Annotated in this window: 20 protein-coding genes; 16 read left to right on the top strand and 4 right to left on the bottom strand. The window is 60.3% G+C overall.

The annotated features are described in order from the left end of the window. Position 1: 1 nt before the first annotated feature. The gene (gene hemE / locus FAA86_RS06405; RefSeq protein WP_136539126.1) at positions 2–1,033 is read right to left on the bottom strand and encodes a uroporphyrinogen decarboxylase; all 1,032 of its coding nucleotides are present in this window, start codon (positions 1,031–1,033) and stop codon (positions 2–4) included. A 405-nt stretch (positions 1,034–1,438) separates the two neighbouring features. Here hemE and FAA86_RS06400 point away from each other — a divergent pair, with 405 nt between their 5' ends. From FAA86_RS06400 to dnaQ, 5 genes are read left to right on the top strand one after another with little or no spacing between them, the layout of a single operon-like run. Continuing rightward, complete coding sequence (locus tag FAA86_RS06400; RefSeq protein ID WP_136539124.1) at positions 1,439–2,260, top strand: pyruvate, water dikinase regulatory protein; 822 nt, start codon at positions 1,439–1,441, stop codon at positions 2,258–2,260. A gap of 33 nt (positions 2,261–2,293) precedes the next feature. Next, complete coding sequence (locus FAA86_RS06395) at positions 2,294–2,893, top strand: Maf-like protein (RefSeq protein ID WP_136539122.1); 600 nt, start codon at positions 2,294–2,296, stop codon at positions 2,891–2,893. Beyond that, positions 2,886–3,746 (top strand): shikimate dehydrogenase, encoded by an 861-nt coding sequence (locus FAA86_RS06390; protein ID WP_136539120.1) that lies wholly within the window; start codon positions 2,886–2,888, stop codon positions 3,744–3,746. Before FAA86_RS06395 ends, FAA86_RS06390 begins: the two co-directional genes overlap by 8 nt. Next, a complete protein-coding gene (gene coaE, locus FAA86_RS06385; protein WP_136539118.1) occupies positions 3,743–4,348 on the top strand; it encodes a dephospho-CoA kinase in 606 nt (201 codons plus the stop codon). The genes FAA86_RS06390 and coaE overlap by 4 nt, the downstream gene beginning before the upstream one ends. Continuing rightward, complete coding sequence (gene dnaQ, locus FAA86_RS06380; RefSeq protein WP_136539116.1) at positions 4,341–5,039, top strand: DNA polymerase III subunit epsilon; 699 nt, start codon at positions 4,341–4,343, stop codon at positions 5,037–5,039. Before coaE ends, dnaQ begins: the two co-directional genes overlap by 8 nt. A gap of 51 nt (positions 5,040–5,090) precedes the next feature. Here dnaQ and secB read toward each other — a convergent pair whose 3' ends face one another. Continuing rightward, a complete protein-coding gene (secB, locus tag FAA86_RS06375; RefSeq protein ID WP_113459132.1) occupies positions 5,091–5,567 on the bottom strand; it encodes a protein-export chaperone SecB in 477 nt (158 codons plus the stop codon). Between the two features lie 87 nt (positions 5,568–5,654). Then, positions 5,655–6,158, bottom strand: coding sequence for an FxsA family protein (locus FAA86_RS06370; RefSeq protein ID WP_136539114.1), 504 nt, complete (start codon positions 6,156–6,158; stop codon positions 5,655–5,657). A 148-nt stretch (positions 6,159–6,306) separates the two neighbouring features. Between FAA86_RS06370 and FAA86_RS06365 the strand changes: the two genes are divergently transcribed. The 5 genes from FAA86_RS06365 (at position 6,307) to gyrB (ending at position 11,617) form a co-directional block, all read left to right on the top strand. Continuing rightward, positions 6,307–7,005, top strand: coding sequence for a Tim44/TimA family putative adaptor protein (locus FAA86_RS06365; protein WP_136539112.1), 699 nt, complete (start codon positions 6,307–6,309; stop codon positions 7,003–7,005). Beyond that, positions 7,002–8,117 carry a murein transglycosylase A gene (gene mltA, locus FAA86_RS06360; protein WP_136539110.1) on the top strand — a complete coding sequence of 372 codons (1,116 nt, stop codon included), beginning with the start codon at positions 7,002–7,004 and terminating at the stop codon, positions 8,115–8,117. The genes FAA86_RS06365 and mltA overlap by 4 nt, the downstream gene beginning before the upstream one ends. Beyond that, the gene (locus tag FAA86_RS06355; RefSeq protein ID WP_113459136.1) at positions 8,118–8,675 is read left to right on the top strand and encodes a Smr/MutS family protein; all 558 of its coding nucleotides are present in this window, start codon (positions 8,118–8,120) and stop codon (positions 8,673–8,675) included. Continuing rightward, positions 8,675–9,040: a helix-turn-helix domain-containing protein gene (locus tag FAA86_RS06350; protein ID WP_113459137.1), complete on the top strand. Its 366-nt coding sequence runs from the start codon at positions 8,675–8,677 to the stop codon at positions 9,038–9,040. Before FAA86_RS06355 ends, FAA86_RS06350 begins: the two co-directional genes overlap by 1 nt. A 141-nt stretch (positions 9,041–9,181) precedes the next feature. After that, on the top strand, positions 9,182–11,617 hold the full coding sequence (gene gyrB / locus FAA86_RS06345; protein ID WP_136539108.1) for a DNA topoisomerase (ATP-hydrolyzing) subunit B: 2,436 nt from the start codon (positions 9,182–9,184) through the stop codon (positions 11,615–11,617). Between the two features lie 113 nt (positions 11,618–11,730). On the opposite strand, the gene FAA86_RS06340 is transcribed toward gyrB, so the two are convergent. Further along, positions 11,731–12,321 carry a nitroreductase family protein gene (locus tag FAA86_RS06340; RefSeq protein WP_136539106.1) on the bottom strand — a complete coding sequence of 197 codons (591 nt, stop codon included), beginning with the start codon at positions 12,319–12,321 and terminating at the stop codon, positions 11,731–11,733. A 275-nt stretch (positions 12,322–12,596) separates the two neighbouring features. On the opposite strand from FAA86_RS06340, the gene FAA86_RS06335 reads away from it, so the two are divergent. The 6 genes from FAA86_RS06335 to trpA all read left to right on the top strand — a co-directional run bounded on the left by FAA86_RS06335 (position 12,597) and on the right by trpA (position 18,115). Further along, positions 12,597–13,880: a polyhydroxyalkanoate depolymerase gene (locus FAA86_RS06335; RefSeq protein ID WP_136539104.1), complete on the top strand. Its 1,284-nt coding sequence runs from the start codon at positions 12,597–12,599 to the stop codon at positions 13,878–13,880. A 143-nt stretch (positions 13,881–14,023) separates the two neighbouring features. Next, entirely contained in the window at positions 14,024–14,455 is a 432-nt protein-coding gene (locus FAA86_RS06330; protein WP_136539102.1) for a DUF2852 domain-containing protein, read from the top strand. Positions 14,456–14,549: 94 nt separating this feature from the next. Beyond that, on the top strand, positions 14,550–15,308 hold the full coding sequence (locus FAA86_RS06325) for a M48 family metallopeptidase (protein WP_136539100.1): 759 nt from the start codon (positions 14,550–14,552) through the stop codon (positions 15,306–15,308). A gap of 73 nt (positions 15,309–15,381) precedes the next feature. Next, positions 15,382–16,056: a phosphoribosylanthranilate isomerase gene (locus FAA86_RS06320; RefSeq protein WP_136539098.1), complete on the top strand. Its 675-nt coding sequence runs from the start codon at positions 15,382–15,384 to the stop codon at positions 16,054–16,056. Beyond that, positions 16,053–17,273, top strand: coding sequence for a tryptophan synthase subunit beta (gene trpB / locus FAA86_RS06315; RefSeq protein ID WP_136539096.1), 1,221 nt, complete (start codon positions 16,053–16,055; stop codon positions 17,271–17,273). Before FAA86_RS06320 ends, trpB begins: the two co-directional genes overlap by 4 nt. Positions 17,274–17,275: 2 nt before the next feature. Then, a complete protein-coding gene (gene trpA / locus FAA86_RS06310) occupies positions 17,276–18,115 on the top strand; it encodes a tryptophan synthase subunit alpha (protein ID WP_136539094.1) in 840 nt (279 codons plus the stop codon). The last annotated feature ends 7 nt before the right edge of the window (positions 18,116–18,122 follow it).

Genomic DNA, 18,122 nt, shown 5'->3' with positions numbered 1-18,122 from the left:
GTCAGCCGAAGCTCCGAACCTGCGCCACGAGCTCCGTGACATGCTGGGGATCGGCCTGCGGCGTAATCCCGTGGCCAAGGTTGAAGATCAGGGGTCCATTGCCCAGCGCCTGCAGGATCGCATCGATGCCTTCCCGGAGCGGCGCACCGCCGGCAACGACCCGCATCGGATCGAGGTTACCCTGGACAGGTCCATCCTTCTGCAGCTCCGCCGCAAAGCTCAATGGCACCGACCAGTCGAGCCCGATCGCATCGGCATTGGTGTCCTGCCGATACCTCCTCAAGAGGATCCCAGCACCCTTGGCGAAAGCGATCACCTTGGCGTTAGGCCGCCGCGATTTGACAAGATCGATGATCCGGCGAACCGGCCGCACCGCGAAAGCTTCAAACTCCGCCTCACCGAGGACGCCCGCCCAGGAATCGAAGATCTGAACGGCATCCGCACCGGCATCGATCTGGGCCACCAGGTAATCGGCCGAAACCTCAGCGAGAAAATCGAGAAGTCGTTTGAACGCTTCGGGATAGCGATAGGCGAAGAGCCGGGCAGGGGCCTGGTCCGGCGTCCCGTGGCCCGCGATCATATAGGTCGCCACAGTCCAGGGCGCACCACAGAAGCCGAGCAGCGTGGTTTCAGCGGGAAGCTCGGCGCGAAGACGGCCCACTGTCTCGATCACGGGCTTCAGGTGATCCATCACACCTTCAGGAGACAGTTTGGCAATGCCGTCCGCATCGATCGGATCCATGCGTGGACCATGACCCTCGGTAAAGGTCACATTGCGGTGCAAGGCGTCCGGGATGACCAGAATGTCCGAAAACAAGATGGCTGCATCGAAGCCGTAGCGCCTGATCGGCTGCAGCGTCACCTCTGCCGCGAACTCCGGCGAATAACAGAGATCGAGGAAACTCCCGGCCTTCTGCCGCGTTTCACGATATTCCGGGAGATAGCGGCCTGCCTGCCTCATGAGCCAAATGGGAGGCGGCGTCACCGTCTTCCCATTCAAAACGTCCAGGACTTTCCGGTTCGGCGTGCTCAAGGCTCAAGCCCTTTCAATAAAGAAAAGATATATAGACTCTTCTTCTATTTCTAAGAGTCTCTGACTATCAAGGATTAATCCCGGACCACAACTTCTTCCAGTCCGATCATGATCAGACCAACGCGCCGCATGTCGGCTCCCGGCAACTCTGGGATTATGGGGATAACCCGAAATTAACCCGCGATTCCAGAGGCTTCTCGTCACAGAAATTCATCCCTTAACTGGGGATCGGGAGTCGACACTCTGCGAGTGATTCAAGATCGTCACCACTATCCACATCCCCTGTCGGAGGGTGCCAACACGAGGAGCCATTGTGGATAAATCGCCACTTTTCCTCTTGCGAAGATCGCCCGCTCGCCGCTACCTCTCCTTATCCCAAACAATCAACAGGGCGCGGTGAACAACGTGGAGAACCGGAAAAACTTCTTCCATCTCCACCTGATTTCTGACTCAACCGGCGAGACTCTCATTTCAGCGGGGCGAGCCGCGGCAGCGCAATTTCGCGGCACCAATGCCATCGAACATGTCTATCCGCTGATCCGCAGCAAGAAGCAGATCAAGGCGCTGCTCGATGCGCTCGACCGCGAGCCGGGAATCGTCCTTTACACCATCGTCGACGGCGATCTTGCAGCACTGATCGAGACAGGCTGCCATGAACTGGGATTGCCCTGCGTAAATGTGCTGGCCCCCATCATCGAAAAGTTTCAGGCCTATCTCGGCGCGCCCTCACGCGGTCGCGTCGGTGCGCAGCATGTGCTCAATGCCGAATACTTCGCGCGCATCGAAGCGCTCAATTTCACCATGGATCATGATGATGGCCAGGCACCTGAAGATTATGACGAAGCGGATGTCGTGATCATCGGTATCAGCAGGACCTCGAAAACACCGACCAGCATCTATCTCGCCAACAGGGGGATCAAGACGGCGAACCTTCCGATCGTCCCCGGCGTGCCTTTGCCGGACGGCCTGTTGAAAGCGACGCGTCCCCTCGTCGTTGGGCTGATTGCGACGTCGGATCGCATTTCCCAGGTGCGCGAGAACAGGGTGCTGGGGAACACGCCGGGCTATGATCGAAGTGAATATGTCGACCGGGCGTCCATCACCGAGGAGCTTAAATATGCGCGCGCGCTGTGTGCTCGCAACAACTGGCCGGTCATCGACGTGACACGGCGCTCGATCGAGGAGACCGCTGCGGCGATTGTTGCCCTCCGTCCCAAGCCGCGTTAATCCAGAGCGATTGCCATATTCAAGGTCTCTATCATGGTCTCCTCTCTGATCCTGGCGTCCGGCAGCAAGACGCGGCAGGCGCTTCTCAAGAATGCCGGCTTGCAGTTTAAAGCAGCGCCGGCCGATGTGGATGAGCGCGCCATCGAAGAAGGCTTGCCAACCGATGAAAGAGACCCGGTCTCGGTTGCCAAACATCTCGCGCTCGCCAAAGCCATCGAAGTTTCTCGGCGCAATCCCGGCGCCTACGTGATTGGGTGCGACCAGACGATGTCACTCGGCGACCGGATTTTCCACAAGGCGTCCTCGAGAGAGGAAGCCCGTGAGACATTGAAGACGTTGAGAGGCAAGGCGCACTTTCTGAACAGCGCGGTCTGCCTGATCCGAGATGGTGATCTGGTTTGGAGCGAGGTGTCACGCGCCTGCATGCAAGTGCGCGAATTCTCGGATGCCTTCCTCGATGACTATCTCGAACGCAATGGCGATGCGGTTCTCTCAAGCGTTGGCTGCTATCAGCTGGAGGGTGAGGGAATCCAGCTATTTGATGCGATAGCCGGAGACTATTTCACCATCCTCGGCTTGCCGCTCCTTCCGCTTCTGGCCGCCCTTCGTGACTATGGAATTAACCATGCGTGATTCACGTGAAACATTTCCGCGGCGTGCTTTTGTCGCCGGCTACCCGATCAAGCATTCCCGATCACCATTGATCCACGGATACTGGCTGAGAGAGCTGGGACTCGAGGGCGAGTATGAAAAAGTCGCGGTCGAACCGGAGCATTTCGGTCGCTTCATCGAGGACCTGAGGCAGCAGAAAAGCGCCTATTGCGGCGGCAATGTCACGATCCCGCACAAGGAGGCCGCGTGCCAGTTGGCGGATCACGTGGATCCCCCGGCCGAAGAACTGGGGGCTGCAAACACCCTTTGGCTGGAAGAGGGAAAGGTCTTTGCCACCAACACGGACGGGATCGGCTTCGTCTCGAACCTGGACGCGGAACATCCGGGCTGGGACCAGGCCGAGCGTGCCGTCGTGCTCGGGGCAGGGGGCGCCAGCCGGGCCATCCTCCAGTCCCTGCGAGACCGCGGCATTTCCGAGATCCATGTAGTGAACAGGACGGTGGATCGCGCACGTGAACTGGTCGATCGTTTCGGAGCGCCGCTGCATGCGCATGGAATGGAGGCACTGGATGGTCTGCTCGATGGCGCCGGCCTCTTCGTCAACACGTCGTCCCTGGGCATGGACGGCGCGGAGGCGCCACACCTGGCATTCGACAAGATGAAATCGAACGCGCTGGTAACCGACATCGTCTACGTCCCGCTCGTCACCCCGTTTCTTGCGCAGGCGCAAGAGGTCGGGCTGGCGACCGTCGATGGACTGGGCATGTTGCTGCACCAGGCGGTTCCGGGTTTCGAGAAATGGTTCGGTCAGAGACCTAAGGTGACGCCGGAACTTCGGCAGCTTGTTCTCGATGATATCGAGGCCCATGTATGATTATTGTTGGGCTGACCGGATCGATCGGAATGGGCAAGACCACGACGGCGACCTTGTTTGCCGATGAAGGGGTTCCCGTCAACGATGCCGACCAGGTCGTGCATGATCTCTACCGGTCAGACGCTGTTGAGCCGATCCGCGCCATGTTCCCGGATGTCATTGTCGATGGCGTGGTGGACCGCAAGAAGCTCTCCGAGAATCTGGCGAAGAATCCGGCTAAGTTTGCTGACCTCGAAGCGGTGGTTCATCCGTTGGTGCGGGCCAGAGAGAAGGCGTTTCTGGATGAGCAGCGGGCGCTCGGGAAAAAGGTCGTGGTGCTCGACATCCCGCTTCTTTTCGAAACGGGGGCTGATCGCCGAGTCGACAAGATCGTGGTGGTGAGCTGCGAGCCGGCCGTGCAGAGGCAGCGGGTTCTGTCCCGCCCCGGCATGACGCCGGAGAAGTTCGAGCTCATCCTGTCCCGGCAGACGCCGGATGCGGAGAAGCGTGCGCGTGCAGATTATGTGATCGACACCGGCCATGGGATTGACATGGCACGGTCACAGGTCAAAACCCTGTTGAAGAAACTGGGCGAGCAGGCGGAGCGAGCTAAAGATGCGTGAGATCATTTTCGATACGGAAACGACGGGCCTCGACAACAAGGCCGACCGCGTCATCGAAATCGGCGGCATTGAGTTGATGAACCACTTCCCGACCGGCCGGACATTTCACGTCTATATCAATCCAGGCGATCGGAAGGTGCATCCGGACGCGCTGGCCGTGCACGGCATCACGGACGAATTCCTGAAGGACAAGCCCTCCTTCGCGGGCATCGTGGCTGAACTTCAGGAATTCTTCGACGGTGCCAAGTGGATCGCCCACAACGCCACCTTCGACATGGGCTTCATCAACGCGGAATTCGACCGCCTAGGCATACCGCCAGTTCCGGCCGACATGGTCATCGACACGCTGGCATTGGCTCGCCGCAAGCATCCGATGGGCCCCAACTCGCTGGACGCGCTTTGCCGTCGCTATGGCATCGACAATTCGCATCGTACCAAACACGGCGCTCTGCTCGACTCCGAATTGCTGGCCGAAGTCTATATCGAGATGCTGGGTGGTCGCCAGGCGGCGCTCGGTCTGACGAGTGTGGACAACAGGCGCCAGACCACCGAGATCACGGAAGTCATCGAGATCAGCTACGAGCGGCCGAGACCGCTTGCGGCCCGTCTCTCTGCCGTCGAGGCCGAGGGTCACGGACGACTGGTGGCACGCCTCGGAGGCAAGGCGATCTGGTCGAAATACAGCGCATGAAAAAAGGGCCCGCTTGAGGGCCCTTTCTCATACAAGACTGCGGAACGCGTCTTAGTTCGGAGCGGCCTGGTTCTTGGCGCGCGACTGTTCTTCCGACACGCGCTGAGCAAACATCTGCGCGAAATCGATCGGGTCGATCATCAGCGGCGGGAAGCCGCCATTGCGGGTGGCATCGGCGATGATCTGACGTGCAAACGGGAACAGCAGGCGCGGGCACTCGATGAAGAGGACCGGCAGCATGTGCTCCTGCGGGAAGCCGGAGATGCGGAAGACGCCGCCATAGATCAGCTCGGTGACGAAAACGACCTTGTCGCCGTCCTTGGCCTCAGCGTTCAAGGCCAGCACGACGTCGAAGTCAGTATCCGAAAGCGGATTGGCATTCACGTTGACATTGATGTTGATGGCCGGCGCCTTGTCACGGGCCTGAAGCGACCGCGGTGCACCCGGATTTTCAAAGGAGAAATCCTTGATGTACTGGGCGAGAATATTGAGGGACGGAGAAGTCGTTCCCTGAGTGTTGTCGGCCATAGGGCGTGTCCTTGAAGATGAATTGCTAACGCCATCTAACATCTGAGACTTGACCTTACAACCCTGGGCGCCGGATGGCGGAGCCGCTTACTCGCGACCAATGCGCTGATCTCGCCAAGGCGAATCAGGCTTTCCCGGCTGGCTGCCAGGCTCGCGCTGAAACTCGTCATCGCCGAGATCGACGACGTTGTCATCAGGGCGCCGGGCGGTCCGGAAACCACCGTCGGCAAAGCCGCGGCTCACAACGATGCGCGGCTTGATCAGCCGCCAGGCGAAATCGCGGATGAAGGGGAGGAAGAGCAGAATGCCGATGATGTCGCCGAAGAAGCCGGGCACGATCAGCAGGAAGGCCGCAACGACGAGAAGCGCGGCATGCACCAGTTCCCGCCCCGGATCGACGCCGCGTTGGGCTTCGCTCTGAAGCCGACGCAGGATGCCCGCGCCCTGAAAGCGAAGCAGGGCAACGCCGGCGACGGCCGACAGCACGATGAGAGCAAGCGTCGGCAACACACCGATTGCCTGCCCGACAATGATGAAGCTCGCGATCTCGATGAGTGGTGCGATCAGGAAAAGCACCAGGGGAAGGCGCATGGCTTGCTCCAAACGCCTTTGTGATCCGGATATCGCAAGAGTCGGCGCTTACTCGATGCAAAGAATGCATTGCGCCATTTGAATGATGCGGCGCTGGAGACTATATGGGAGATGGAAAAATCAAATTCAATCAAGCCTGGCGGTATTCATGGGATCTAGCGATTTCGTTACATTGTTCTTCCTGGTCGCGGCGGTGCTGATCTTCTTTCAGCTTCGCAGCGTGCTTGGACGCCGCACGGGTCATGAAAAACCGCCATTCGATCCTTTTGCCCAGCGTGACCTGCCGAAGGGCGCGACCCGCGATGATGGCAAGGTTGTCACCCTCCCGCGGCGGGAAGAAGCGACAGGCGAAGAGCGTTTCACCGCAATCGATGCCTATGCACCGGCTGGAACGCCGCTGAACGACCAGCTGCGCGAACTGCTTCGTCACGATCCGAGCTTCAATCCGAAGGAGTTCCTCAACGGTGCGAAGATCGCTTACGAGATGATCGTGATGGCCTATGCCGACGGCGACCGCAAAACCCTGAAGGGTCTGCTCTCGCGTGAAGTGTTCGACGGCTTCGAAAGCGCCATCGCCGATCGCGAAAGCCGTGGTGAGAGTGTGAAGTCGACCTTTGTCGGCATCGAGAAAGCCGAGATCACACAGGCCTCTGCCCGTGACAACGAAGAGCAGGTCACCGTTCGCATCATCAGCCAGTTGATCACTGCCACCTACGACAAGGACGGCACGATGATCGACGGCGATTCCGAGGCGGTGTCTGAAGTCAACGACGTCTGGACCTTCGCACGCGATGTCCGCTCTCGCGATCCGAACTGGAAGCTGATCGCGACCGAAGCGGAACAATGAGTGTCGCATCCTCTTGCCGCTTGAAGCCGGTGTCGTTCGACGATCTGCCCGGCTGGCGCTCAGATGATCCGTCTCCCTTGTGGGATGCCATGGCCGACTGCCGGACTTACCTGCAGTCGGTCAAGCCGTATAAGGCCGGTGCTCTCGGTCTGACCGCCGATGATCTGCTGGCGCTTTTGGAACGAGCGGGCGAGACAAAGCCTGCAGGCGCCGACGAGGCGCGTTCTTTCTTTGAACGCGAAACCAGACCGTTTCTGATTGAACCGCGCGAGACTGCCTCAGGTCTGGTTACCGCATTCTACGAGCCGGAAGTCGCGGTCAGCGACCGGCGCGACGACGCGTACCGCCATCCCTTCTATCGCCGCCCCCGCGATCTGGTCGACATCGACGAGAGCAACCGTCCCAGTGGTTTCGATCCCGCCTATGCTTTCGCTCTGCAAACGGATTCGGGGCTCGCGCCCTATCCGGATCGCCGCGCGATCGACGAAGGCTGGCTTGAGGGCAGGGGCCTCGAGATCGCCTGGGCTCGGTCGAAGGTCGATGTCTTCTTCGCCCATGTGCAGGGTGCGGCCCGACTGCGCTACCCCGATGGAAGGTTGCGACGCATCACATATGCCGCGAAAGCGGGACATCCCTTCTCAGGCATCGGTCGCCTCTTGATCGACCTCGGCGAGATTTCCGAGGTAGAGATCTCTATGCAATCCATCCGCGCCTGGCTTGCTGCCCATCCCGAGCGCGTCGACGAGATCCTCTGGCACAACAGATCCTACATCTTCTTCCGAGAAGCGGAGGTCGATGATCTCTCCCGTGGCCCCATCGCAGCAGCCAAGGTGCCGTTGATTGCCGGGCGGTCGCTAGCCGTCGATCGTCAGATCCACACCTTCGGCTTTCCCTTCTTCATTCACGCCAGGGGCCTGACCCACATGGATGGGGGCAGGGACTTTGCCCGCACCATGATGGCACTCGACACGGGATCGGCGATTGTCGGTCCCGCTCGAGGAGACATCTTCACCGGTTCGGGAGATCAGGCGGGAGAACTGGCCGGCGCTGTGCGCAACGCGGCCGACTTCTATATACTGATCCCGAAACAGGCGGCAGAGAGGTTTGTTTGAGTGTCGGGTGGACCAAAGCTCAATCCGGAAGATCGCATTCTCTGGGGCAAGGTCGCGCGGTCGACCCGCCCCATGCCCGGGCGCATGGAAGAGCTTCTGGCCTTCGAAGATCAATTCGAAGCCCCGCCCGAAGAAAAGGATGTGCCTGCGCTGAACAGAGCTGCGCTGCCTTCCTCGACCGGCGGTACCGAAGCCGAGCGCAAACGCACGCAGCATCTGCATCATCCGTTGGAAAAACCGGTCAAGCGCAAGCTGTCACGCGGTCATCTGGCGCTCGAAGCGCGGATAGACCTGCACGGCCTCATCCAGAGCGAAGCGCATGGCATGCTCCTCGACTTCCTTATCCGAGCTCATGAGCGCGGCTTGCGGCACGTGCTGGTGATTACGGGCAAGGGAAGTTCGCTTGGCAGCGAAGGAGCCTTGAAGCGCGCGGTTCCCCTGTGGTTCGCCATGCCCGAATTTCGGTTTCTGATCTCGTCTTATGAACCGGCGGCCCGCCAGCATGGCGGGGAAGGCGCTCTCTACGTGCGGCTTTCTCGCCGCGGTCAGGAGCGCTGATGACACCCTTCGGCGACGCGCTTCGACAGCTCAGGGAACGAAAGGGCGTTTCCCAGAAGGAGATGGCTGCGGCGATCGGAGTTTCACCCGCCTATCTTTCGGCGCTGGAGCACGGCAAACGCGGCCTGCCGAACTTCGACTTTCTCCAGCGGGTGGCCGGCTACTTCAACATCATCTGGGACGAGGCCGAAGAGCTTTTTTCCGTGGCCGGGCGATCCGATCCCAAAGTGGTCGTCGATACCGCCGGCATGAAGCCGGAATACACCGCGTTTGCCAACGATCTGGCAAAGCTGATTCGCCACCTGTCACCGGATGTGATACGACAGATGCAGGATATTCTGGATAGCGCCAAAAAACGGCCTTGAAGGGGTTGAAAAGCCCTGTCTATCCACGAGAAACGACGCCCTCGCCTTTGGAACTCAGGCCAAAACCCATATAGTCGGGACGCTTGAAGCTGCTGATTCGGATCAGCCGGGCCTTTGAGAATTGACTGGAAAGATTGCTGAATGACCGACTTGCCGATCGCGGAAAATGGTGAACCGGCCGAATATGGCGCGGATTCGATCAAGGTTCTGAAGGGACTGGACGCTGTCCGCAAGCGCCCCGGCATGTATATCGGTGACACCGACGACGGTTCCGGCCTGCACCACATGGTCTACGAAGTCGTCGACAACGCGATCGATGAAGCGCTGGCAGGGCATGCTGATATCGTGACCGTCACCCTCAACCCGGACGGCTCCGTCACCGTGACCGATAACGGACGCGGCATCCCGACCGATATCCATACCGGCGAGGGCGTGTCCGCTGCCGAAGTCATCATGACCCAGCTGCATGCCGGCGGCAAGTTCGACCAGAATTCCTACAAGGTCTCGGGCGGTCTGCACGGCGTCGGCGTCTCGGTGGTCAACGCGCTTTCCGTCAGCCTCAGCCTGAAGATCCGTCGCTCCGGCAAGATCCACGAGATGAGCTTCACCCACGGTGTCGCCGATGCTCCGCTGAAGGTCACGGGCGACTACGAAGGCCGGTCGGGCACGGAAGTCACCTTCCTGCCGAGCCCGGAGACCTTCACCAAGACCGAATTCGACTACGGAACGCTCGAGCATCGTCTGCGCGAACTCGCCTTCCTGAACTCCGGCGTCCGCATCCTTCTGACCGACAAGCGCAAGTCCGACATCCGTCAGGAAGAAATGCTCTATGACGGCGGCCTCGAAGCCTTTGTCCGCTATCTCGACCGCTCCAAGAAGCCGCTGGTCGACAAGCCGGTCGCGATCAAGGGCGAGAAGGACGGCATCACCGTCGAAGTCGCCATGTGGTGGAATGACAGCTACCACGAGAACGTGCTCTGCTTCACCAACAACATTCCCCAGCGCGATGGCGGCACCCATATGGCCGGCTTCCGCGCGGCGCTGACCCGCCAGGTGACCTCCTATGCCGATACGTCCGGCATTACCAAGAAGGAAAAGGTCACGCTGCAGGGCGAAGACTGCCGCGAAGGTTTGACCGCCGTTCTCTCCGTCAAGGTTCCGGATCCGAAGTTCTCGTCCCAGACCAAGGATAAGCTCGTTTCCTCGGAAGTCCGCCCGGTCGTCGAAAACCTCGTCAACGAGGCGCTGAGCACCTGGTTCGAAGAGCATCCGACGGAAGCCAAGATCCTGGTCGGCAAGGTCGTCGAAGCGGCTGTCGCCCGCGAAGCAGCACGCAAGGCTCGTGAACTGACCCGCCGCAAGGGCGCTCTCGACATCGCATCCTTGCCGGGCAAGCTGGCAGACTGCTCCGAGCGCGATCCGGCCAAATCCGAACTCTTCCTCGTCGAGGGTGACTCCGCAGGTGGCTCCGCCAAGCAGGGCCGTTCGCGTGAAAGCCAGGCCATCCTGCCGCTGCGCGGTAAGATCCTGAATGTCGAACGCGCCCGTTTCGACAAGATGCTGTCCAGCCAGGAAATCGGAACCCTGATCACGGCCCTTGGCACCTCGATCGGCAAGGACGAGTTCAACGCCGACAAGCTGCGCTACCACAAGATCATCATCATGACCGATGCTGACGTGGACGGCGCGCATATCAGAACCCTGCTCTTGACCTTCTTCTTCCGTCAGATGCCAGAGCTGATCGAGCGCGGACACCTCTATATCGCCCAGCCGCCGCTCTATAAGGTCGCGCGCGGCAAGTCGGTGCAGTATCTGAAGGACGAAAAGGCCCTCGAGGATTACCTCATCACCATGGGTCTCGAGGAAGCCACGCTTACTCTCGCCAATGGCGAAGTCCGTGCCGGACAGGACCTGCGCGATGTCATCCAGGATGCGCTGCGCCTGCGATCCCTGATCGACGGCCTTCATTCCCGCTACAACCGCAATGTCATCGAGCAGGCAGCGATCGCCGGGGCGCTCAATCCCGAACTGACGGGCAACCGCGAGCAGGCCGAAGCCACGGCCGCTCTGGTGGCGAGCCGTCTGGACATGATTGCTGAAGACACCGAGCGCGGCTGGCAAGGTTTCGTCACCGATGAAGGCGGCCTGCGCTTCGAGCGCATGGTGCGCGGCGTCAAGGAAGTGGCCTCTGTCGACGTGGCGCTGATCGGCTCGGCCGATGCCCGCCATATGGACCAGATGTCGGCCCGCTTGCGCGAGATCTATTCGCAGCCGCCCGTGCTGACCCGCAAGGATGGCCGCAGCGATATGTCTGGTCCGCGGGCCCTTCTGGACTCGATCTTCGCAGCGGGCCGCAAGGGCCTGTCGATGCAGCGATACAAGGGTCTTGGCGAGATGAACGCCGAGCAGCTCTGGGAAACCACGCTCGATCCGAACGTCCGTTCGCTGCTGCAGGTAAAGGTCAATGATGCGACCGATGCCGACGGCCTCTTCTCGCGCCTGATGGGCGACGAAGTCGAACCGCGCCGCGAATTCATCCAGGACAACGCCTTGAGCGTCGCCAATCTGGACATCTAACCGCTGAAGCGGAGATGCGAAAAAGGGCCGCAAACATGCGGCCCTTTTGCTTTTCAACAGACTTGATGGCGCAGTTGGTTAACGTGATTCACGTGAAACCATTAATGCAGCGCTCAGAAGCCGCCTTCCAGCGCGACTTCCGCCAACGGCTTGCGATCATTCGGTGCCTCGCGGGCGCGCAAGCTTTCAGGAAGCACGCTTTTGTCACCCGGCTTGCCGATCGCAACGACGGCGTTGACATGGAACCCTTCCGGCGCACCGAGTTCAGAAAGCGCGCGGTCGAAACTAAAGCCAGTCATCGCGTGCGCGAAGTAGCCGGACTTGACCGCCTGCAGGGAAAGAAGTCCCCAGGCGGCACCCGCATCGAAGCTGTGGCTGCGAAAGGGCTTCGGCTCCGACCCGTCGGCCGGGCGGCTCAAGGTGTCCGAGAAAACGAAAACAAGCGCGGAAGCAGTCTTGGCCCAGCCTTGGTTGAACTCGTTCAGGATGTCGAGAAATTTGTCGAAGGCAGGTGTGCCCTTCAGTGCATAGACGAAGCGCCAGGGCTGGTAGTTGAAGGCGGAGGGTGCCCAATGGCCGGCATCCAGGATGGTAAGCAAGTCGTCTTTCGGCATGGTGCTGCCATCGAAGGCGCGGGGCGACCAGCGATCGAGGAAGATCGGATCGACATTGTATTCAGACGTACGGTGATTGCTGGTGGTCATGATGTTCCTTCATTTATGTCTTGGGACGACGCATGGAACAAACATCAATTCGCAAGCCTCGGAAAGGGTAGGGAGCGCACATTCGGTTGAACACAGTGAACGTTGATTAACTGCGTCCTGGGAGGGAACCTTAAGTCTTTTGGAACATCATCGGATGCCTGAGGCTTTTGGTGCCAAGCTCGCGAGGAGAAATCCGGGCTTTTGCGTTGCACAAAGTCTGTTAGTGTAGCGAATGAACGCGGACGACTTTGGTCCGGTACAAAGGTGCAGAACCCATGTTCTATCAGCTCTACGAACTCAACCATGCATTCATGGCACCCTTCCGGGCGACGGCTGATGCCATGAACCTTGCCTGGAAGAACCCCTTGAACCCATGGTCCCACACGGTCGTGGGTCGGTCCTTCTCAGCAGGCTTCGAGGTTTTCGAGCGCGTGACCCGTCGCTATGGCAAACCGGCCTTCGGATTGCCAACGACGACGGTAGAAGGCGAGAATGTTGCGGTCGAGGAAGAGATCGTCTGGCGCCGCCCCTTCTGTGATCTGATCCACTTCAAGCGCCACCTCCCGGCTGGAGCGGAAAAGGGCCCGCGCATCCTGATCGTCGCGCCGATGTCCGGCCACTACGCCACCTTGCTGCGCGGCACTGTCGAGGCACTGCTCCCGAGCGCCGACCTCTACATTACCGACTGGATCGACGCGCGCATGGTGCCTGTCACCGAGGGCGATTTCGATCTCGATGATTACATCGATTATGTCATCGAGATGCTGCATCACCTGGGTCCGGATACTCATGTAGTTGCCGTCTGCCAACCTTCGGTTCCGGTTCTGGCGGCCGTTGCCGTGATGGAAGGGGATGGTGATACCTGCGCCCCGTCATCGATGACGCTGATGGGCGGCCCGATCGATACCCGCATCAATCCGACCGCCGTGAACCAGCTGGCGCAGGACAAGCCGCTCGAATGGTTCCGAGACAACGTCATCATGCAGGTGCCGTGGCCACAGCCCGGTTTCATGCGCCAGGTCTATCCGGGCTTCCTGCAGCTCTCCGGCTTCATGTCGATGAACCTCGATCGTCACATGATCGCGCACAAGGACTTCTACATGCACCTCGTCAAGAACGACGGAGACTCGGCCGAGAAGCATCGCGATTTCTACGACGAGTATCTGGCCGTCATGGACCTGACGGCGGAGTTCTACCTGCAGACAGTCGACACCGTCTTCATCAAACATGCCCTGCCGAAGGGCGAGATGATGCACCGCACGAAGCGCGTCGACACCACGGCCATCCGCAACGTGGCGCTGCTGACCGTCGAAGGCGAAAACGACGATATTTCCGGCGTCGGCCAGACCAAGGCCGCACAGACGATCTGCACCAATATTCCCGACCATATGCGTCTGCATTACATGCAGCCGGATGTCGGCCACTACGGTGTCTTCAACGGCTCGCGCTTCCGCCGCGAGATCGCGCCGCGCATCGTCCAGTTTGCCAAGACGCACACCAAGAACGTCAAGGCGCAGACACCGGTCAAGCGCGTCATCAAGGGCGGCAAGGCTCTCTGATACTTTTGACAATCCGAATTTAAGAAGCGGATTCAGTCGGTTCTCCGATTGGGTCCGCTTCTTTCTTGAAGCCCGCCTGCGCATTTCCCACATCGAAACCATCGGACGGCATTCCGCCGCCCGCGAGAACGAGGTTATCGATGATGAACCAGTCAGCACTGCTTCGGCCGGATTGGACTCCGGCAACCGTCGCCCTGATGGTGCTCGGCTTCATGGTCTTCTGGCCGCTCGGTCTGGCCATGCTCGCCTACATCCTGTTTGGCGAGAAGTTTCAGAACTTCAAGCGCGAAGCCAATCGCAAGGCAGATACGGCTTTTGCCTGGTGCCGCACCAACAGCTACTCCGCCTCTGGCTCGACCGGCAACGTCGCCTTCGACGACTGGCGTAAAGCCGAGCTCGAGCGCCTGGACGAAGAGCGTCGCCGTCTGGACGAGATGCGTGCCGAATTCGACACCTATGCCCGCGAACTGCGTCGGGCCAAGGACCAGGAAGAGTTCGATCGCTTCATGCGCGATCGCCAGCAGGTGAAAACCGCGGACCAGTCCGGTCCGACCCAGGGCTTCACCGGCAACTGATCCGGCACATAGCTCTGAAAAGACGAGGTCGGCGCCATCGCGCCGACCTTTTTTCGTTGCTGTACAAGACCCAGAATCGGCTAGAACACGAATCATGTTCCCCCTGCTGAAAAAGCTGACACCGCAGAGAGCACCGGCGATCCAGCTGGAGCGGGCGATCGCCGTTGACGGCAGGTCCATCCCGCTCACCATTCGTAGGAACAGCCGCGCGACCCGGATCACGCTGAGGATAGAGCCCGGCGGACGCGCGCTGAAAATGACCATTCCGCCGGGACTGCGCGAACGCGATATCGACGACTTCCTCGATCGGCACCAGGGCTGGCTCAGCACCAAGCTCAAGCGCCAGAAGACCGCAGGAAGCATCGAGGATGGCGGTGAGATTCTCGTCCGGGGCGTCCCGCACCGCATCGTTCATACGGGACAGCTCCGCGGGCTGACCCAATCGATCGACAGCGATATCGGCCACGTCCTGAGCGTCAGCGGTCTTGAAGATCACTTGCCTCGGCGTGTCGCCGACTTCCTGAAGAAGGAAGCGCGCCGCGATCTGGAGCAACTCGTGGCGCTTCATGCCAAGACGGTCGGGAAGCCGGTCAAGAGCATGACCTTGAAGGACACCCGCAGCCGGTGGGGCTCCTGTTCCTGGGACGGCAAGCTGAGTTTTTCCTGGCGCATCGTCATGGCGCCGCCACTTGTCATCGATTATCTCGCAGCCCATGAAGTCGCCCATCTGCGCGAGATGAACCACGGTCCGGCCTTCTGGGCACTCTGCGGCAAGCTCTGCCCTCAGATGGATGAGGCCAAGGCCTGGCTGAAGCGCCACGGTTCGGCGCTGCATGCCATCGACTTCGACTGAGCGACCCTGAGACCTTTCAGCCTTTGTCGCAAATTGGCTCGACTCTTTTTTGATTTCGTGCGACTTCGCTGCCATGAGACCCGATATCAAGATCTGCGGACTGAAGACGCCGGAGGCGGTCGATCGTGCGGCTGACCGCGGCGCGAGCCATATCGGCTTCATCTTCTTCGAGAAGAGCCCGCGCAACATCGAGCCCGACATTGCAGGTACACTCGCCGATCGCGTCCGCGGCCGGGTGAAAAGCGTTGCGGTGACGGTTGATGCCGACAACGACGATCTCGATGAGATCATCGCCTTAATGCGTCCGGATATCTTGCAGTTCCATGGTCATGAAAGCCCGGAACGCCTTTTGACCGTCAAGGCAGTGACCGGTCTGCCGATTATGAAGGCATTTTCCATCCGCGATGCCGATGACCTGAAGCGGATCGAGCCCTATATCGGCATTGCCGATCGTTTTCTCTTCGATGCCAAGCCGCCGGTAGGCTCCGACCTGCCGGGCGGTAACGGCGTCACCTTCGATTGGCGTCTCCTGCGGTCGCTTGACGACAGCGTCGATTACATGCTTTCCGGAGGCCTCAACAAGGCCAACATCGCAGAAGCCCTGCGAGAGACCGGGGCGCGGGCGATCGACATCTCATCCGGAGTGGAATCTGCCCCGGGCGTCAAGGATCTGCAGATGATGGACGAGTTTTTTGCGGCCGTTGCCGAAGCAAGTCGTGCAAAGCCGGTTTCAGGGAGTGTCAAGTGAACCAGTCACCCAAGCCCAATTCCTTCCGTGAAGGTCCCGACGAAGACGGCCGTTTCGGCATCTTCGGTGGGCGCTTCGTCGCCGAGACGCTGATGCCGCTGATCCTCGACCTGCAGGCGGAGTGGGAAAAGGCAAAGACGGATCCGGAATTCCAGGCGGAGCTGGCGCATCTCAACACCCATTATACCGGTCGTCCGAGCCCGCTTTATTTTGCCGAGCGCCTGACGGAAGAACTCGGTGGCGCGAAGATCTACTTCAAGCGTGACGAGCTCAACCACACCGGCTCGCACAAGATCAACAACTGCCTCGGCCAGATTCTGCTCGCCAAGCGCATGGGCAAGACCCGCATCATCGCCGAAACCGGCGCCGGCCAGCACGGCGTTGCCTCAGCGACCGTCGCCGCCCGCTTCGGCATTCCCTGCGTCGTCTACATGGGCGCGACCGACGTCGAGCGTCAGGCGCCGAACGTCTTCCGCATGAAGCTCCTCGGTGCCGAAGTGAAGCCGGTCACCGCTGGTCACGGCACGCTGAAAGATGCCATGAACGAGGCTTTGCGCGACTGGGTCACCAATGTCGACGACACCTATTACATGATCGGCACCGCCGCCGGCCCGCATCCTTATCCGGAAATGGTCCGCGAGTTCCAGTCGGTCATTGGCCGCGAAACGCGCGAGCAGATGCTGGCTGCCGAAGGCCGCCTGCCGGACATGCTGGTTGCCGCCGTCGGCGGTGGTTCGAACGCTATCGGCCTCTTCCATCCCTTCCTGGATGACGAAAGCGTGCGCATCGTCGGCGTCGAAGCCGGTGGCAAGGGTTTGGAAGGCGAGGAGCACTGCGCTTCGCTGACCGCGGGCACGCCGGGCGTCCTTCACGGCAACCGCACCTATCTGCTGCAGGATGGTGACGGCCAGATCAAGGAAGGTCATTCGATCTCCGCCGGCCTCGACTATCCTGGCATCGGCCCGGAGCATTCCTGGTTGAAGGATATGGGCCGCGTCGAATACGTCCCGATCAAGGACGACGAAGCGCTTGCCGCCTTCCAGCTCCTGACGCGCACCGAAGGCATCATTCCGGCGCTCGAGCCGAGTCACGCGCTCGCCGAAGTCATCAAGCGCGCGCCTGGCATGGACAAGGACCAGATCATCGTGATGAACCTCTGCGGCCGCGGCGACAAGGACATCTTCACTGTCGGCAAGATTCTCGGTATGGGGCTCTGATCATGACTGCTCGTATGGACCAACGTTTCGCTGCTCTGAAGGCAGAAGGCCGCCCGGCTCTCGTCACCTATTTCATGGGCGGCGATCCGGATTACGACACGTCGCTGGCGATCATGAAGGCCCTGCCGGAAGCCGGCGCCGACGTCATCGAGCTCGGCATGCCCTTCTCGGATCCGATGGCCGATGGTCCGGCAATCCAGCTTGCCGGTCAGCGGGCGCTGAAGGCCGGTCAGACCCTCGTGCGCACGCTCGATCTCGCCCGCGAATTCCGCAAGACCGACAACGAAACGCCGATCGTCATGATGGGCTATTACAACCCGATCTACGTCTATGGCGTCGAACGCTTTCTCGATGATGCATTGGCTGCCGGCATCGACGGCCTGATCGTCGTGGATCTGCCGCCGGAAATGGATGACGAACTCTGCATCCCGGCCCGCAGCCGCGATATCAACTTCATCCGCCTGGCGACCCCGACCACCGACGACAAGCGTCTGCCCACCGTTCTCAAGAACACCTCGGGCTTCGTCTATTACGTGTCGATGAACGGCATCACCGGTTCGTCGCTGCCCGATCCGTCGCGTGTTGCCGGTGCCGTCCAGCGCATCAAGGCGCATACCGATCTGCCGATCTGTGTGGGCTTCGGCGTCAAAACCGCCGAACATGCGCGCCTGATCGGTGCCAATGCCGATGGTGTCGTGGTCGGTACTGCGATCGTCAATCAGGTTGCCACCAACCTCACAGCCGATGGAAAAGCGACGGCGGACACGGTTCAGGCCGTCGCCACGCTGGTGTGCGGACTGGCAAGCGGCGTGCGTTCCGCCCGCCTTGCTGCTGCCGAATAAGCACCCC

The organism is Rhizobium rosettiformans W3, assembly GCF_004912135.1.
GTDB classification, from domain to species: Bacteria; Pseudomonadota; Alphaproteobacteria; order Rhizobiales; family Rhizobiaceae; genus Allorhizobium; species Allorhizobium rosettiformans.
The sequence above is the reverse complement of the archived record's forward strand: the minus strand, read 5'-3'. Positions and strand labels throughout refer to the sequence as shown.

Bases quoted from the DNA above. Each gene is read 5' to 3' on its own strand.
- FAA86_RS06395 (WP_136539122.1), top strand. From the start codon at position 2,294: ATGGTCTCCTCTCTGATCCTGGCGTCCGGCAGCAAGACGCGGCAGGCG.
- FAA86_RS06390 (WP_136539120.1), top strand. From the start codon at position 2,886: ATGCGTGATTCACGTGAAACATTTCCGCGGCGTGCTTTTGTCGCCGGC.
- coaE (WP_136539118.1), top strand. From the start codon at position 3,743: ATGATTATTGTTGGGCTGACCGGATCGATCGGAATGGGCAAGACCACG.
- dnaQ (WP_136539116.1), top strand. From the start codon at position 4,341: ATGCGTGAGATCATTTTCGATACGGAAACGACGGGCCTCGACAACAAG.
- secB (WP_113459132.1), bottom strand. From the start codon at position 5,567: ATGGCCGACAACACTCAGGGAACGACTTCTCCGTCCCTCAATATTCTC.
- FAA86_RS06370 (WP_136539114.1), bottom strand. From the start codon at position 6,158: ATGCGCCTTCCCCTGGTGCTTTTCCTGATCGCACCACTCATCGAGATC.
- FAA86_RS06365 (WP_136539112.1), top strand. From the start codon at position 6,307: ATGGGATCTAGCGATTTCGTTACATTGTTCTTCCTGGTCGCGGCGGTG.
- mltA (WP_136539110.1), top strand. From the start codon at position 7,002: ATGAGTGTCGCATCCTCTTGCCGCTTGAAGCCGGTGTCGTTCGACGAT.
- FAA86_RS06350 (WP_113459137.1), top strand. From the start codon at position 8,675: ATGACACCCTTCGGCGACGCGCTTCGACAGCTCAGGGAACGAAAGGGC.
- gyrB (WP_136539108.1), top strand. From the start codon at position 9,182: ATGACCGACTTGCCGATCGCGGAAAATGGTGAACCGGCCGAATATGGC.
- FAA86_RS06340 (WP_136539106.1), bottom strand. From the start codon at position 12,321: ATGACCACCAGCAATCACCGTACGTCTGAATACAATGTCGATCCGATC.
- FAA86_RS06335 (WP_136539104.1), top strand. From the start codon at position 12,597: ATGTTCTATCAGCTCTACGAACTCAACCATGCATTCATGGCACCCTTC.
- FAA86_RS06330 (WP_136539102.1), top strand. From the start codon at position 14,024: ATGAACCAGTCAGCACTGCTTCGGCCGGATTGGACTCCGGCAACCGTC.
- FAA86_RS06325 (WP_136539100.1), top strand. From the start codon at position 14,550: ATGTTCCCCCTGCTGAAAAAGCTGACACCGCAGAGAGCACCGGCGATC.
- FAA86_RS06320 (WP_136539098.1), top strand. From the start codon at position 15,382: ATGAGACCCGATATCAAGATCTGCGGACTGAAGACGCCGGAGGCGGTC.
- trpA (WP_136539094.1), top strand. From the start codon at position 17,276: ATGACTGCTCGTATGGACCAACGTTTCGCTGCTCTGAAGGCAGAAGGC.